General features: G+C 43.1%; 15 protein-coding genes and 1 riboswitch. Of the genes, 12 read left to right on the top strand and 3 right to left on the bottom strand.

Annotated elements, in window-relative coordinates:
* Position 1: 1 nt before the first annotated feature.
* Together spoIIAB and spoIIAA are read right to left on the bottom strand one after the other, a co-directional pair.
* The gene (gene spoIIAB / locus B5771_RS09140; RefSeq protein ID WP_088187249.1) at positions 2-439 is read right to left on the bottom strand and encodes an anti-sigma F factor; all 438 of its coding nucleotides are present in this window, start codon (positions 437-439) and stop codon (positions 2-4) included.
* Positions 440-784 (bottom strand): anti-sigma F factor antagonist, encoded by a 345-nt coding sequence (spoIIAA, locus tag B5771_RS09135; protein ID WP_047809516.1) that lies wholly within the window; start codon positions 782-784, stop codon positions 440-442.
* 227 nt (positions 785-1,011) lie between these two features.
* Between spoIIAA and spoVAC the strand changes: the two genes are divergently transcribed.
* The 8 genes from spoVAC to lysA all read left to right on the top strand — a co-directional run bounded on the left by spoVAC (position 1,012) and on the right by lysA (position 9,414).
* Positions 1,012-1,479 carry a stage V sporulation protein AC gene (spoVAC, locus tag B5771_RS09130; RefSeq protein ID WP_088187248.1) on the top strand — a complete coding sequence of 156 codons (468 nt, stop codon included), beginning with the start codon at positions 1,012-1,014 and terminating at the stop codon, positions 1,477-1,479.
* A gap of 74 nt (positions 1,480-1,553) precedes the next feature.
* Entirely contained in the window at positions 1,554-2,561 is a 1,008-nt protein-coding gene (spoVAD, locus tag B5771_RS09125) for a stage V sporulation protein AD (RefSeq protein ID WP_088187247.1), read from the top strand.
* Between the two features lie 13 nt (positions 2,562-2,574).
* A complete protein-coding gene (spoVAE, locus tag B5771_RS09120) occupies positions 2,575-2,937 on the top strand; it encodes a stage V sporulation protein AE (RefSeq protein ID WP_047809513.1) in 363 nt (120 codons plus the stop codon).
* A 48-nt stretch (positions 2,938-2,985) separates the two neighbouring features.
* Positions 2,986-4,482, top strand: a complete 1,497-nt coding sequence (locus B5771_RS09115; protein WP_088187246.1) for a spore germination protein — start codon at positions 2,986-2,988, stop codon at positions 4,480-4,482.
* Positions 4,483-4,504: 22 nt separating this feature from the next.
* The gene (locus tag B5771_RS09110) at positions 4,505-5,569 is read left to right on the top strand and encodes an acyl-CoA dehydratase activase-related protein (protein ID WP_088187245.1); all 1,065 of its coding nucleotides are present in this window, start codon (positions 4,505-4,507) and stop codon (positions 5,567-5,569) included.
* Entirely contained in the window at positions 5,511-6,662 is a 1,152-nt protein-coding gene (locus tag B5771_RS09105; protein WP_088187244.1) for an acyl-CoA dehydratase activase-related protein, read from the top strand. Before B5771_RS09110 ends, B5771_RS09105 begins: the two co-directional genes overlap by 59 nt.
* Positions 6,649-7,671, top strand: a complete 1,023-nt coding sequence (locus tag B5771_RS09100) for an acyl-CoA dehydratase activase (RefSeq protein ID WP_088187334.1) — start codon at positions 6,649-6,651, stop codon at positions 7,669-7,671. The genes B5771_RS09105 and B5771_RS09100 overlap by 14 nt, the downstream gene beginning before the upstream one ends.
* Positions 7,672-7,777: 106 nt before the next feature.
* A riboswitch (Lysine riboswitch) is annotated at positions 7,778-7,968 on the top strand.
* 111 nt (positions 7,969-8,079) lie between these two features.
* Complete coding sequence (lysA, locus tag B5771_RS09095; RefSeq protein WP_088187243.1) at positions 8,080-9,414, top strand: diaminopimelate decarboxylase; 1,335 nt, start codon at positions 8,080-8,082, stop codon at positions 9,412-9,414.
* A 509-nt stretch (positions 9,415-9,923) separates the two neighbouring features.
* Here the strand turns inward: lysA and B5771_RS09085 are convergent.
* Complete coding sequence (locus B5771_RS09085) at positions 9,924-10,223, bottom strand: hypothetical protein (RefSeq protein ID WP_088187241.1); 300 nt, start codon at positions 10,221-10,223, stop codon at positions 9,924-9,926.
* A gap of 171 nt (positions 10,224-10,394) precedes the next feature.
* On the opposite strand from B5771_RS09085, the gene B5771_RS09080 reads away from it, so the two are divergent.
* The 4 genes from B5771_RS09080 (at position 10,395) to B5771_RS09065 (ending at position 15,340) form a co-directional block, all read left to right on the top strand.
* Positions 10,395-11,477: an LCP family protein gene (locus tag B5771_RS09080; RefSeq protein WP_088187240.1), complete on the top strand. Its 1,083-nt coding sequence runs from the start codon at positions 10,395-10,397 to the stop codon at positions 11,475-11,477.
* 115 nt (positions 11,478-11,592) lie between these two features.
* Positions 11,593-11,934, top strand: a complete 342-nt coding sequence (locus tag B5771_RS09075; RefSeq protein WP_088187239.1) for a hypothetical protein — start codon at positions 11,593-11,595, stop codon at positions 11,932-11,934.
* A gap of 177 nt (positions 11,935-12,111) precedes the next feature.
* Positions 12,112-14,661 (top strand): CBS domain-containing protein, encoded by a 2,550-nt coding sequence (locus tag B5771_RS09070; RefSeq protein WP_088187238.1) that lies wholly within the window; start codon positions 12,112-12,114, stop codon positions 14,659-14,661.
* A 13-nt stretch (positions 14,662-14,674) separates the two neighbouring features.
* Entirely contained in the window at positions 14,675-15,340 is a 666-nt protein-coding gene (locus tag B5771_RS09065; protein ID WP_242966805.1) for a site-2 protease family protein, read from the top strand.
* Positions 15,341-15,380 lie beyond the last annotated feature (40 nt).

The following is a 15,380-nucleotide window of genomic DNA, read 5'->3' as shown; positions in this document are numbered from 1 at the left end:
CCTAATGAGAAGCATTGGAGGTTTGTTTCAGCTGCTTCTTCATGGTTACAGTAGTTCCGATGTCAACAGTTGAGTCAACCTGCAGGTCATCCATAAATGACTGCATAAAGACGAAGCCCAGTCCCATGCGTTCCGGATCAGTGCTAAAGGCGGGCTGCATGGCTTGCTCAACATTAGAAATCCCACAGCCTTCGTCCTTAACAACAATCTTAAGGGCGTCATCCATTACTTCTAATTCGAGAAAGACAATATGATTAGCTTTGTTGCGGTAACCATGGATGATGGCATTGGAAACTGCTTCAGAAACTGCGACTTTAAGTTCTTCAATGTCATTAAGAGGCAGATCTAATTGAGCTCCGACAGAAGCTATGAGCAACCGCGCAATTCCTACATTTTCTGCGATGCTCGAAAATGAAAGGGCTAATTGATTTGATTTCATTTATGCTCTCCTTCCTTCCTCATAGGCATGGGTCTCATCATCATAAAAGTTAATAATTTTCGGTAAGCCTGAAAGTTCCATGATTTTATAAACATTCGGGGGTACATTGGTAATTTTTAGTTTTCCACCTAAGGAGAGTAACTTTTTATATCGGCCTAAAATAACACCTAATCCGGAACTATCAATGAATTGAACGTTTTGAAGATTGAGAATTACCGTACGAATCCCCCTTTTCTCAATTTCTATGTCTATGGCTTGCCTTACAAGATCTGATGTGTGCATATCCAGTTCTCCGTCTAAACGTAAGAACAGGGTAAGGCGCTCTATCTTTTTTTCAAGGTTCAAGACCATCCCCCCTAAAATGTGTTCAAAAGGCACAAGCCTCATTGGGAAACTATAGAGAAATTAAAGGTGAAGTATGTTTTCGCTTAATAACCATAATTTTCCTGCATGCTTTTTAAATAATTCTTGGCAAGCTCTGTCGAAATATCTGCATAAAAATGGAAATAATAAGTATAATTTATACTGTTTTCATTAATAATACAAATTAGTCTATAAAGGGAGGGAGCTGAATGCCTAATCAAACGCTGCGCAAACCCGCCATTTCAATCTCACCTGAAGAATACAAAGCACTAGCGCAAAAATACACTCCTAAACCACCGCTTACTAAGAATATTTTGAGGGCTTTTTTGGTTGGCGGCCTCATTTGTGCTTTGGGACAAGTGATTATAAATATTTTTTCCGGGATTGGGTTAACTCCAAAAGAGGCCTCAAATGCTGCCACTGCTGCGATGATTTTCTTAGGTTCCCTGCTCACTGGGCTTGGAGTTTATGATGAGATTGGAAAATTTGGGGGAGCCGGCTCAATTATTCCTGTCACAGGTTTTGCCAATTCCATTGTTTCACCGGCGATGGAATTCAAACGCGAAGGATACGTTCAGGGAGTGGGGGCGAAGTTGTTTACCGTTGCAGGTCCTGTCCTCGTATATGGTATTGCCGCCTCCATCATTATTGGCGTTCTAGCTTATTTCTTGCATTAAGACAAGAGGATTAATTGCTCTACGAAGATTTGGGATTATGGACATGAGTGAATGAATGGGGATGAACATATGACATGGGTTTAAAAAGAGCGGGTAATCAGACGGTGCTGTTTGACAATCCGCCGGTTATTTTATCGTCTTATGCCGTCGTTGGACCGAAAGAAGGAGAAGGCCCCCTTGGCAAAACCTTTAACTCAATTTGGCAGGATCAACTGAACGGTGAAAAAACTTGGGAATTAGCAGAGAGCAAGATGCTTCAAGAGGCTTTGCAAGGGAGCATCAATCAAGCAGGGATAGGAAAAGAACAAATTGACTTTATGTTGGCCGGCGACTTACTGAATCAGATTGTTTCTTCGAATTTTGCTGCTCGGCTAATGGCCTTACCCTTCATTGGAGTTTATGGAGCATGTTCTACCATGGCCTTAAGTTTGGCCTTGGGCAGTATGATGATTGATGGCGGATTTGCCGAGCACGTGCTTGTGGGAGTCTCAAGTCATCATGACACTGCAGAGCGCCAATTTCGTGCCCCAACGGAACAGGGAACACAAAGGGCCATGAGTGCTCAATGGACCGTTACCGGAGCGGGAAGTGTTCTCCTGGGCAAAAAGGGAGCTGGACCAAAAATCACTTCAGCAACGATTGGAAGAGTTATTGATTATGGAGAGACCGATGCCAGCAATATGGGTTCAGCAATGGCTCCGGCAGTCGCTGATACGATTCTTAATCATTTTCATGATTTGCAGTGTACAGGGCAGGATTATGATCACATAGCTTCCGGGGATTTAGGAACCGTTGGTCTAGCTCTGGCCAGTGAGGTTCTCAAACAAAGCGGTGTCGATACAGGGACGGAATTTACAGATTGCGGCGTCAGGATTTTTGATTCCACTCAGGATGTCCATGCCGGCGGCAGCGGATGTGCTTGTTCTGCCGTTGTTTTTGCCGGTGATTTAATGCAGAAGTTAAGGGCTAGAGCCTTGAAACGTGTTTTGCTTATAGGAAGCGGGGCTTTACACAGTCCCACTTCAGCGCTGCAGGGCGAATCGATCCCTGGGATAGGTCATGCCGTTGCTATTGAAGCATGAAAGGAGTCTTCTGATGTTTCATTTGATATTTCCAGCCTTTATCGTTGGCGGACTGATCTGTGTTATCGGGCAGTTAATGATGGATTTAACGAAACCATCTTTTACACCTGCTCATGTCTTGGTATCGTTTGTCACAGGGGGAGCTGTCTTGGGAGCTTTAGGTGTATATGAACCTCTCGTTAAGTTTGCCGGAGCCGGGGCGACGATCCCTTTATCTGGCTTTGGCTATAGTTTAGCTCAAGGCGCTATTGAGGGTGTAGGCAAACGGGGCCTGTTAGGCGCTTTGTCAGGCGGCGTCGAGGCAACGGCGGTCGGAATCGCTGCTGCAGTATTTTTCGGTTATTTGATGTCTGTGACCTTTAACCCCAAGGGATAAGCCCTTGTCTTTTGGCCTAGAAAAATATCCGGATAAAGGGAGGTTAGCATGAGCAATATTTCTAGTGAAAAAAACGTTCCTGTCAGTAAAAATTACCAGGAAAATGTAGATTACTTAAATAAGGAATTAGGGGTACCGGATAGTTTTGACGTTGTTGTTCGGGAAATGTCGATTGGCGGTAAAAAAATAGCAATTTATTCTATTAATGGTATGGTTGACACTCACGTTGCTAGTTATATTCTGGATGCCTTAATTGACTTGGAACGCTCTGATCTTATCGTTAATGCCCTGGACAAATTGGTGAAAGGCCGAATTGTTGATTTACAAGTTACAGAAGTTGAAACGATGGACAAAGTATTCTATTTTGTTTTGTCAGGTCCCATGGCAATTTTTGTTGAAGGGCAAGAAAAGGCAATTATCGTCGATTTAAGGACTTATCCTGCCCGTCAGCCCCAGGAACCGGATATCGAACGTGTTACCCGAGGATCACGTGATGGATTTGTTGAGACACTGGTGATGAACACTGCCTTAATTCGCAGGCGTTTGCGTGACCCCAAACTGCGCATGAAATTGGTGCAGGTTGGAGGAAGATCAAAAACCGATGTCTGCATTGCCTATATCGAGGATATTACCAATCCGGAGATGGTTCGAAAAATCCAAGAAGATTTGCAGGCGATTAAAATTGATGGGATTCCTATGGCCGAAAAAAGCGTTGAAGAATTTATTCTCGGGAGTAAGTTCTGGAATCCTTATCCCCGGGTCAGATATACAGAACGCCCGGATGTGGCAGCTATTCATTTATTGGAAGGGCACGTTGTCATTCTTGTCGATACGTCTCCATCGGTTATTATGGCGCCAGCAACTTTTTGGAGTCATCTCCAGCATGCAGAAGAATATCGCCAAGAACCTATTGTTGGCGCCTATCTGCGCTGGATACGGTTCGCCGGGGTATTCGCCGCCTTATTTCTCCTGCCGCTTTGGCTGGGAGCAGCTCTAAACCCTCAATTACTTCCCAAAGGACTCCAGTTTATAGGAGTTTCTAAGCCGGCAAAAATTGGTCTATTTCCCCAAGTGTTATTTGCCGAATTTGGCGTGGATCTTTTGCGGATGGCCGCTGTGCACACTCCGGCTCCTTTAGCGACGGCCTTAGGATTGATTGCCGCCTTTATGCTTGGAGATATTGCTGTTAAAGTGGGGATGTTTTCTCCGGAGGTAATTCTCTACGTTGCCGTAGCGACAGTGGCTACTTTTGCAACTCCGAGTTTCGAGCTGGGTTTAGCTAATCGGTTGGCGCGTTTATTCATTATTGTTCTGACAGGTCTCTTTAATTTTTGGGGTTTTTTGGCCGGAACAGTACTTGTTATCTTTCTCCTCTGGAGAACCAGATCCTTCGGTGTCCCTTATCTCTGGCCTCTGCTGCCCTTGAATTTCAAAGCTATGGGCACCGTTTTGGTTCGGTCGCCGGTTCCTATTAAGAACACACGTCCAAGTATCTTAAAACCTCAGGATCCAATCAGGCAGCCGGAGGGTAAAACAAAAAAATGATTAGAGAAAGGATGCCAAGAGAGTGAAAATTGGGTTTCCGCGTGCTCTTTTTTATTTTGATTATTTTCCTTTTTGGGCTGGCTTTTTTTATCATCTTGGCATAGAGGTGGAAACATCGCCTCCGACGCATCGTCAAATTATGGAGGACGGCCTTAAGAAAACCAGCGACGAAACGTGTTTGCCGCTAAAGCTTTTAGCTGGGCATATTCAGGCCCTAAAGGATGTTGATGCCATTTTTCTGCCTCGCATGGTGAGCATGGAAGAAAATACTTACAACTGTCCCAAGTTTCTTGGAATTCCTGAAAGTCTTCTTGCTGCAGTTCCCCCCGAGATTCCTGTTTTAAGCGCAGTGATCAATTGGCGCAAGGGTCAGCGTCAAGTTCTTAAAGATTTGCGAGTTTTAGGAATGCAGCTTGGCAAAAGCGGGGCAGAGATCCATAGGGCGTTTCTGGAGGGTCATGAATGGCAGCGGCATTACCAGGACTCCCGAGGGCGAAAATGGGATTTTGAAGAAAAAATGCAGGAAATAGAGTATGTCACGAGACAGACAAGAAAAAAAATAAAACCTGAAAATTTCTCGATGCAGGTCAGCGAAAACCATCAGAATTGCCAAAAGGACTTAAAAATCACCTTAATTGGCCATTCCTATCTTGTCCAGGAATGCTATGCCAATCTAAATCTTCTCCAACGTCTGAGAGAACATGCGGAAGTAAATCTTATCCAACATGTTGAACGAGAAGACGTTGAAGCGCATCTTTCGGGATTACGTAAGAAGCTTTTTTGGAGCCATGCTAAACAAATTTATGGTGCAGGGAATAAATTTGTCGAAGATCCTACGATTGACGGGATTATTTATTTAACTTGCTTCGGCTGTGGTACCGATTCGATGGTCCAAGAATTGCTAGCCCAAAAAGTTGGGAAGCACCATAAGCCTTATATGGTGATAACCCTTGATGAACATACCGGTGAAGCGGGATTAGTAACTCGCCTGGAAGCCTTTCTGGATATGGTTGAAAGGAGGAAGGTTCGTGAAAGTTACGTTTCCGCATATGGGGAATGCTTGGATAGTCATTCAAACACTCTTTGAATCTCTAAACATTGAGGTTGTTGTCCCTCCTCAGAACAGCAAACAGACGTTAACCTTAGGCTCAAAATTAGCCCCCGAAGCTGCCTGTTTGCCTTTGAAATTAAATCTGGGCAATTATATTGAAGCGGTTCGAGATGGTGCTGATACAATTGTTATAACAGGGGGAATTGGTCCCTGCCGCTTTGGCTATTATGGAGAGATTGAACGGCAAATCCTCAGAGAAGCAGGTTATCATTTTGATGTCGTGACCCTAGAGCCGCCGGATGGCAGTCTAAGGGGACTGGCGCAGCGAATTCGCTATTTAGCCGGCAAGAAAAATTCTTGGGCTTCAATCCTTAAAGCCCTGCGCTTTGCTTACCTTAAATGTGTTGCTCTGGATCAAGTTGAGGATATGATCCATGCCGCTAGACCAAGGCTGTCTGATTCTCACGAAACGGAAAGGCTTTATGAGGAAGGTAAAAAACGCTTGGCTCAGGCTATGACCGTTAAAGGGATTCGAGATTCGGTATGTTCAATACGCCAAAGTTTGCGTGATCATCAAATGACTGGTATTAAGAATGCTGATAGGTTTCATAAGCCATTGCGTATTGGAATTATCGGAGAAATATACACGATTTTAGATCCCTTTACCTCCGTGGGGATAGAGGAAGAATTAGGACGTCTGGGAGTAGAAGTAGATCGTTCAATTTATCTTTCAGGGTGGGTAGGAAATCATATTTTTCAAGGACTTGCTCCTGGTTACCGTTCAATTCGTTCCTATCCAAGTCATGCCAAACCTTTTTTGTCTCATTTTGTTGGAGGGCATGGGCAAGAGACTGTCGGAGCTGCAGTAAAATTCGCGAGGGAAGGTTTTGACGGGATTATTCAGATTTTTCCTCTTTCATGTATGCCTGAGATCGTGGCAGCCAGCGTATTGCCAAGAGTCCAAGAAACCTATCAAGTCCCCATTATGACGCTTATCGTTGACGAGCATACTGGGCACGCTGGAATACAAACACGTTTGGAGGCCTTTGTGGATTTATTGGAAAGACCCAGCCTCAAAGGCATTTCAGAAACTTCTAGGGAGGGTGTGTCGCTTGTTGGGGAACAATAACTATTATTTAGGCGCTGATGTAGGATCGGTCAGCACAAATTTAGTGTTACTCAGTGAAAAAAATGAAGTGGCTTTAACTCTATATCTGCGAACTCAAGGACGGCCTATGCAAACGATTCAGGAAGGAATTAAAGTTTTGAGGTCAAAGATTGGAAAATCTGCCAAAATAATCGGGGTAGGGACAACTGGCAGCGCTCGTCAGCTAGCGGCAACGTTATTAGGCGCGGATGTCATTAAAAATGAAATTACTGCTCACGCTGTAGCCGCTTCCAGAGTTAATCCTTCAGTTCAGACGATTCTGGAAATCGGAGGTCAAGATTCTAAAATTATTATCCTTCGTGATGGGGTTGTTTCTGATTTTGCCATGAATACGGTCTGTGCTGCAGGAACCGGATCATTTCTTGATCAGCAAGCAGCCAGACTTGGTATACCCATTGAGGAGTTTGGCCATCTAGCCCTTGAAGCCGCAAGTCCCGTCAAAATTGCTGGAAGGTGTTCAGTCTTTGCAGAATCAGATATGATTCACAAACAGCAGCTGGGACATGCACTGCCGGATATTTTGGCCGGACTCTGCCAAGCGATGGTTCGCAATTATTTAAATAATGTTGGCAAGAACAAGGATATACGAGGCCCAATTTTCTTCCAAGGGGGTGTGGCTGCCAATCCTGGTATTCGCAAAGCCTTTGAAGAGGAGCTTGGCCAACCTATTATAGTTCCTGAACATTTTGGTGTGATGGGCGCTCTGGGTGCTGCTTATTTGGCTCAGGAAAAGGTAGGAAGGCAATCAGAATTACGGACAAGGTTCCGAGGGTTACAATTGGGTGATATCCAGTTTAATGCTCGAAGTTTTGAATGTTCCGGTTGTGCCAATCGCTGTGAAGTTGTTGAGATTCTGCAAGAAGGATCAATCTTGGCACGATGGGGAGATCGCTGCGGAAAATGGGCCAACGCCGTTGGCAAGGGTACCTACAAGGGCAAATCACAAGAAGGTGAGCAACAAGGAGCATAAAAGAAAAGAATCGGAATATTTCTGGAAAAATTCCCAGAAAAATATTTTGACCTTCCATTAGAAGTTTGGTATACTAAAAAAAATTTCATATGCCTCATCTCTTTGGAGGTGTGGTAGAGGCGCGAATGACATAAGTACTATGGAGAAGGTTGCGGCAACTGATGAGACCATAGAAAAGGGGATTTCGCCGAAGCACAAAAAGCAGCGTAATTTTTGTTGCTGGTCCTATAGTCAACAACTGTGGGACTGTCATACGATAGTTTTATTAAAACTATCGTATGGAGAACTACTCCCAACAGGAGAAGAGGGTCAATGTTTACGTGCAGTCGTACGGCAACAGAGGACCTCCTTCTGTTGCCGTTTGTATTTTATTTACTAGAGAAGGAAAAGTAATAGGAGGAAGAGAATATGAGGCTGCACGGTACACAACGAGTTAATGAACAGGGACATTTGGAAATTGGTGGGTGTGACACCGTTTCATTGGCACAGGAATTTGGCACACCTCTTTATATTATGGATGAGGCCCATATTAGGGAAATATGCAGACAATATTATTTATCCTTTATCCAAGGGATGAAAAATGCCGAGGTGATATATGCTTCTAAAGCGTTTTCCACTCTGGCTATGTGTCGAATCGTCAACCAAGAGGGATTAGGCCTGGACGTTGTCTCAGGCGGAGAACTGCATACTGCTCTGCAGGCGAAATTCCCTGCCGAGCGTATCTACTTTCATGGTAATAACAAATCGGCAGAGGAATTGGCAATGGCTATTAAGGCCGGCGTTGGACGTATTGTTGTCGATAATTTTTATGAAATGAGTCTTCTCAACGGATTGGCTGAAGAAATGCATGAATCGGTCAGCATACTTCTGCGCGTGACCCCTGGCATTGAAGCCCATACCCATGAATACATTCAGACAGGACAAATCGACTCCAAGTTTGGCTTCACCCTTGTGAACGGAACCGCTGATCGAGCTTTGGATTTGGCATTATCCTCTTCGAACCTTGTTGTCAAAGGAATCCATGCTCATATTGGGTCGCAAATATTTGAATTGGAGTCCTTTAGTCACGAAGTTCACATAATGATTCAGTATATGGCAGATATTCACAAACGGACGGGATACCTGTTAGAGGAGTTAAACTTAGGCGGAGGATTTGGAATTTACTACGCTTCAGGTGATGAACCTGCCCGGATTGAGGACTATGCCAAAACCGTGCAAAATGCTCTTGAAAATGCCTGTCAAAATTATCAATTTCCAACTCCTAAAATTATCATTGAACCCGGACGTTCTATTGTCGGAACGGCGGGTACTACCCTCTATACGGTTGGGTCAATTAAAGAAATTCCCGGAATACGTAAATATGTTGCTGTTGACGGGGGCATGGCTGATAACCCGCGTCCCGCTCTCTATCAGGCACGCTATGAAGCTGTCTTGGCTAATCGTGCCGGTGAAGAGACTGCTGAGGAGGTTTCAATCACAGGGAAGTGTTGTGAATCCGGCGATATGTTAATTTGGGATATTAATCTGCCCAAAGTTGAATCAGGTGACCTATTAGCGGTATCTTGTACCGGAGCTTATAATTACTCGATGTCTTCCAATTACAATCGCCTTGTCCGCCCTGCTGTTGTTTTAGTTGAAGGCGGCAAGGGTGATGTGATTGTAAAACGTGAAACATATAGTGATTTGTTGAGAAATGATGTTCTCCCTGAACGTTTAACCCACTTGCCTATAGCCAGCCGCTAGGATTGAAGAAAGGATCCGTGTACGTTAATTCGTATCCGGGTCCTTATTTATTAATATCTCTTTTGAGGTCGGACTAGAGTTAAATCAAGGGCAACTAAAATAAGAATGGCAATTAAAATTAGGGTCAGACCGTTGGGAGAAACGCCCCTTGAGTAAATGTTGTCAGGAATTAGAACAGGGGGATAGCCTAAAGGTAATGGCGGTATGCTTCCTAATATAGGAGGCCTGTAAGGATAAGATTGATAGTAAGAGGGTGAAGATGTTGGAAGGGGGAAAGCGGGTTGGGTGTTGATGGAATAAGGTGAATAATTTTGTTGACCCAAATAGTGGTTACGATTTAAGATGAGATTGTTTTGATGAAAGAGTAAGGGGGCCCTTGTTACAGGTCCATAGATACGGGCGTTGCCAGGGTTCAATTCTGTTCCCCCTTTCCGATAAATTCACCCGTTGTGATTGTTTTTAATCAGGTATGCTGGGGTGTGACATGAAGTGTCACACCCCTCTTTTATTCACTCTTGGGATTGCGAAGGGGTAAGATTTTGGTCTTCAAAATGATGGCTGCCTTTATGGAAAAGTCGAACCGATTCATGTTCTGGAGACCAAGCTTCATTTTCGTAGAGGAACTCCGGAGGTGCTGACTGAACGTGTAACAATTTACTCATAACACTTCCTGATGCTTTTGGCTGATAATCATTGGCTTGTGGTTCTTCTTCTAATGTTGTATTTGCGGGCATCTCCGGTGAAGCACTCTCGTCTGAAGCTGAAGCAGAAGAAAGGGATCTGAAAAATAGTCGTTTTAGAATTACCATAACTATACACCTCTCAATGGCATTATATGTATTTGTTTAGTTAATGTACCAAGGGTACTGGGTTAAATTCTATAAATTGCTAAATATTACATTTTACTTAAAGAATATTTCCAAGGAGTTTGTTTGATCCTAGGAAGTAGAATATATAATGTTTTTGTGAGGTGGACTCGGGTGCAGAGAAATACATTCGGATTATTATTCCGAGTCTGCAAAGGATATTGCCTGCTTTTTTTGTTTGGAATAGTTCTCGGAGCAAGTTTTGTTTTAGGCCCGTTAATTTTTAGTCATATTTCTAATGAACAACGGCCTCTGCAGGCAGCAGAACCCAAAGAAAACAATTCCTTGTTAGAAAGAAACAATCAAGATTTTATCCCACAAGACGCTCAAGATCAGCCAGATTCGAAGTCTACATCAGATTTAAGTCCTAATTTTAACCCTGACTTAAACTCTTCACCTCAGGTATCATCCTCTCTAACCGGTAACCGGATGACGATTCTTTTAGTGGGAGTGGATCGTCGTCCTAATGAAAAATCGTTAAGTAATACGGATACTCTCATTGTAGCCAGCGTCGATATACAGAACGGGAAAGTTGCTCTCGTTTCGATACCTCGCGATACCCAAGTCGTTATCCCAGGTTACGGTATGAATAAGATTAACGCAGCGGCTCGAATCGGCAAGGGACTTAAGACAACGTCAAATATCATTGAGAAGTTAATTGGCCAAAGAATTGATGGTTATGTACTGACGAATTTCACGGGATTTAAGGATATTATAAATACTTTGGGAGGCATCACAGTCAATGTTGAAAAGGATATGTATTATGTAACTGGGGACAAAACAGATGGACTTATTAATCTCAAGAAGGGAATTCAGCGCTTAAATGGGAACCAGGCTTTACAATATGCCAGGTTTCGTCAGGATGCTTTAGCCGATATTTCAAGGACCTCGCGACAACAGACTGTCTTGAAAGCATTAGGGAAGGAATTCTTTCAAGTTCAGACGATTCCCAAGTTACCTCAGTTAATCCCTCAACTTATGAAATCAGTGGAAACCAATCTCTCTATCAGCAAAATATGGGCTTTATCCAATGTTATACTTCGTACCGGAAACCCAAAAATATCTTCACAGACTTTACCGGGAAACTTTCTAACAGAAGATGGAATTAGCTATTGGAAAGTTGATCCCCAGAGAGCCCAGGCTGTTATTCGACGCTTATTTATAGAAGGAAAGACATCCTCCGTATTTTTTAAATAAGGAGGGATGTTGATTAATTATTGAAAAGAGCCGACTAAGGAAAATCTTGTGATTTTCGCCAAATGGAGATATACTATTTAAGTTATTAGAAGGCGAATAATTTGGAGGGTGAACATTGGAGAAGCTATTTGATAAGTTGAAAGAATACTTACACATGGATACAGAAATATCTTTTGAAGAATTTACGGAGTATTATCGAAATTTGATCGCCGAACTAAATCAAACCTTTAACGACCTGGACAAGGATAATCGTCTTAAAGCACTTTATATTTGTTCTATAGTTCAGTCCAATGCTGATGCAAGGACTAAAACAAATAAATCAAATGCGAAAGTTTATAAAAAAGTCAGTGCTAAATGTGCCTTTTGGGCTGATGCGATAAAATTCCATTTGGGCAAAGACGGACTTTCTGCTGAAGAAATTGAGAAAGCTACTGAAGAAATTAATAACAGCATTTAAGGAAATTATAATTTCATGTATTAAAAAACTCCGCATTCCTTACGACTGCGGAGTTTTTTTATCTATTATTGCCATTGCGGCTTAAGCCTTTGAATTAAGCAACAAGTTGCTGTTAGTAGTCCATAGATGATATAATTTAATAATGAAACTCAAAAATAAAGGATTTAGGGTGTCGATATGGATATCATTTTGGCTCATCGTCAAATCGATTTTGATGCTTTAGCATCAATGGTAGCCGCTCAAAAGCTATATCCAAGCAGTGTTTTGGTTCTGGACGGAAAGCCAAACGTTTATGTTCAGGACTTTTTAGCGTTATCCAAGGATCAGCTGAGGTTTCTTAAATCACAGGAGGTCGACATTAACGACGTTTCTAAGGTTGTTCTGGTGGATACCCATGAATTAAAAAGAGCCGGTATGCTCGGTGAGAAAATATCTAAAACTCCCGGTATAGAAGTGGAAATTTATGATCATCATCCCTACAATGGCCCCATAAAGACTGGGATGTTTATTGATCATGTCGGATCATGTGCAACATTGCTGGTTGAAAAACTGGCAGGATTTGGCTTACCGTTAAGTGCCTTTGAAGCAACATTAATTGCTATTGGGATTTACGATGATACTGGAAGCTTATTATTTGATAGTACGACGGTACGCGATGTTCGCGCTGTAGCTTATTTGCTTGAACAAGGTGCTAATCTTGGGGTTATCGCTGAATATCTGCGTAAACCTCTTACTGAAGAACAAAAAGAGCTTCTTCAGCAATTGCTTGATCACGGCCAGACGGAATTTTTTGATGGCTTGCCTGTTTATCTGGCCTATGCAGAAACGGAAGAATATGTTGGTGGACTTGCCTTGTTGGCTCATAGGGTGGGAGAACTTGAAGGTGCAGATACTTGGTTTCTGTTGGTCAGAATGGATGACAGGGTCTATATTGTTGGCCGTTCCAGAGGCAGGGGACTGCCGGTCAACCGTTTGGTAGAGCCATTTGGGGGAGCAGGACATGATAGAGCTGCTTCGGCAACTATTAAAGACGGTGACCTTGAGTCAATTCTAAAAAAACTGCGCCTTGCCATAAAAAGCCGTGCAACTCGTCCTCATTTAGTGCGGGATATGATGAGTTATCCGGTTAAAACGGTTTCTCAGGAGACTCGTTTAGGTGAGGTTGAAAAAATTCTTCTGCGTTATGGTCATACAGGGGTTCCTGTGACTGAGGATAAGACCTTGGTAGGAATCATTTCGCGGCGTGACGTGGAAAAAGCGGTTAGACATGGACTTCAACATGCGCCTGTTAAAGGATTTATGACGAGAAATGTTGTGACTGTGGATTCAAATGCAACTTTAGATGAGGTTCAAAGAGTGATGGTGCAGCACGATATTGGACGGCTGCCGGTTGTTGAAGACGGCGAATTAGTTGGAATTGTTTCCAGATCCGATGTATTGCGTTTAGTGCATGGCGGGGCAGTTCCTTTCGAAACCCAACTTGTACGCGAACGCAGTATTGCCATGCGCCAGGACATCTTAGATTTGATAGGACGATTGCCCGTTAATGTGCAAGAAATCCTTGAAGCTGTGCGGGATACAGCTCAAGAGGAAGAATGTTCTGTTTATCTTGTAGGAGGGTTTGTCAGAGATTTACTGTTATCAGTTCCTACCCAGGATTTAGACTTTGTCGTTGAGGGTAACGGAGGTCAATTTGCTCAAGCTTTAGTAAAACGTTTGCCGGAAGGAAAACTAACTCAGCACGTGCAATTTGGTACAGCTCAAATTTCCTTTCCTGACGGGGGCCATTTAGATGTGGCAAGTACGCGAGTAGAGTACTATTCTTTTCCTGGTGCCCTTCCTCAAGTGGAAGAGTCCTGCTTGCGTGATGATTTGTTTCGACGCGACTTTACAATCAATTCCATGGCGATCTGTTTGAATTCTGAACGTTTTGGAGAACTCGTTGATTATTATGGCGGCAAGCGGGATTTACAACAAGGAAAAGTCCGTTTTCTACACAATTTGAGTTTTATAGAGGATCCTACCCGAATGCTGCGAGCCATTCGTTTTGGCCGACGTTATAACTTTAAATTAGCCAAAGAAACATTGGAAGCATTATTTACGGCCATCGAGACGGGAGTTCTTTTGAAGCTCAGCGTGGAGCGCTTTACGGAAGAACTGTTTATTATCTTTCGCGAAGATAACTATCTGTCAATGTGTCAGACTCTCATACGAAGCGGTTTGTTTCAAGCATGGTTTGGAGAAGATTATAGTTGGAACTTTAATAACGATGATGGGCAGGAGAGTCTTAACTGGCCCATAAACATAAGATGGTTAAGCGGCATTTCTAAAATGAGGCTTGAGGATATTGAGAAAATAATCAGCCGCTTGAGCTTGAGCAAAACGCTGCGTGAAGAAACCCTGATGCTTGTTCATTTGCAAAGAACGCTGCAGGAGACACTGACGTTGAGGGAATTAGATCAAGTATTGAGCAAAGCTCCTAACGGGGTTGTCACTGTTTTAGAGCGTGATGAGCGTTTTCATCGATTGATTAAGGACTATCAGGAAGCGGAACATCGGATTCGCATGACCCTTGACGGGAAGGCTCTCTTACAGATGGGGTTCAAAGAAGGACCGGAAATTGGAGGGATTTTAGAGCGGGTGCGAACAGCTTGGCTGGAAGGTCAAATTCATTCGCCTGAAGAAGAACAGGAAATCGTTCAACGGTGGATTGAATCCCTACGCTAGAGGAGGTAATTCTTTGTTTGGATTTGATATAACAACAATCATAGCCAATATTCCGGCCTTAATGATTGGGTTTGCTTTTCATGAGTATGCTCATGCCTGGGCAGCAGACCGTCTTGGAGATCCCACACCTCAGAGCCAAGGGCGGTTAACTATGAATCCGCTGGTACATCTTGATCTTTTCGGAACCTTGATGGCTCTTTTATACCAATTTGGCTGGGCGAAGCCGGTTATGATCAACCCCCATTATTTTAAAGGCAATAAACGCAGGGGAAGAATGTTAGTTGCCTTAGCGGGGCCGGCTGCGAATATGATTATTGCCTTTCTTGCCTTGTTGACTTGGTATATCAGCATGCACTGGCTTCATGGCACAGAATGGAGCTATGTCATTCAAATGGTGTTAAAATCCATTGTCTTTATGAACTTGGGTCTAGGGATCTTCAATCTCTTGCCAATACCTCCGCTTGATGGATTTTCAATTCTTACCGGTATCTTACCGGAACGGCTGGCCCGACATCTCTATTTACTTGAACAATATGGCCTGATTATTTTGGTAATACTCTTATTTACGGATGTTTTGAATATTGTTTTATACCCGGCAATGAATGGAATTGTTTTAATATACCAATCGATTATTACCATGATCTTAACCCCTATTTTTGGCCATTTATGGTTGATTTAATGTATTCGCAAGGTTACGGAGATTACTAAAGGAGTGTAAT

Origin of the sequence: Desulfosporosinus sp. FKA (genome assembly GCF_002196785.1) — a bacterium.
In the GTDB taxonomy this organism is placed as follows: domain Bacteria; phylum Bacillota; class Desulfitobacteriia; order Desulfitobacteriales; family Desulfitobacteriaceae; genus Desulfosporosinus; species Desulfosporosinus acididurans.
This window is presented reverse-complemented; position numbering and strand designations above follow the sequence as displayed.

Bases quoted from the DNA above. Each gene is read 5' to 3' on its own strand.
- spoVAE (WP_047809513.1), top strand. From the start codon at position 2,575: ATGTTTCATTTGATATTTCCAGCCTTTATCGTTGGCGGACTGATCTGT.
- B5771_RS09085 (WP_088187241.1), bottom strand. From the start codon at position 10,223: ATGGTAATTCTAAAACGACTATTTTTCAGATCCCTTTCTTCTGCTTCA.
- B5771_RS09070 (WP_088187238.1), top strand. From the start codon at position 12,112: ATGGATATCATTTTGGCTCATCGTCAAATCGATTTTGATGCTTTAGCA.
- spoIIAB (WP_088187249.1), bottom strand. From the start codon at position 439: ATGAAATCAAATCAATTAGCCCTTTCATTTTCGAGCATCGCAGAAAAT.
- spoVAD (WP_088187247.1), top strand. From the start codon at position 1,554: ATGGGTTTAAAAAGAGCGGGTAATCAGACGGTGCTGTTTGACAATCCG.
- spoVAC (WP_088187248.1), top strand. From the start codon at position 1,012: ATGCCTAATCAAACGCTGCGCAAACCCGCCATTTCAATCTCACCTGAA.
- B5771_RS09115 (WP_088187246.1), top strand. From the start codon at position 2,986: ATGAGCAATATTTCTAGTGAAAAAAACGTTCCTGTCAGTAAAAATTAC.
- lysA (WP_088187243.1), top strand. From the start codon at position 8,080: ATGAGGCTGCACGGTACACAACGAGTTAATGAACAGGGACATTTGGAA.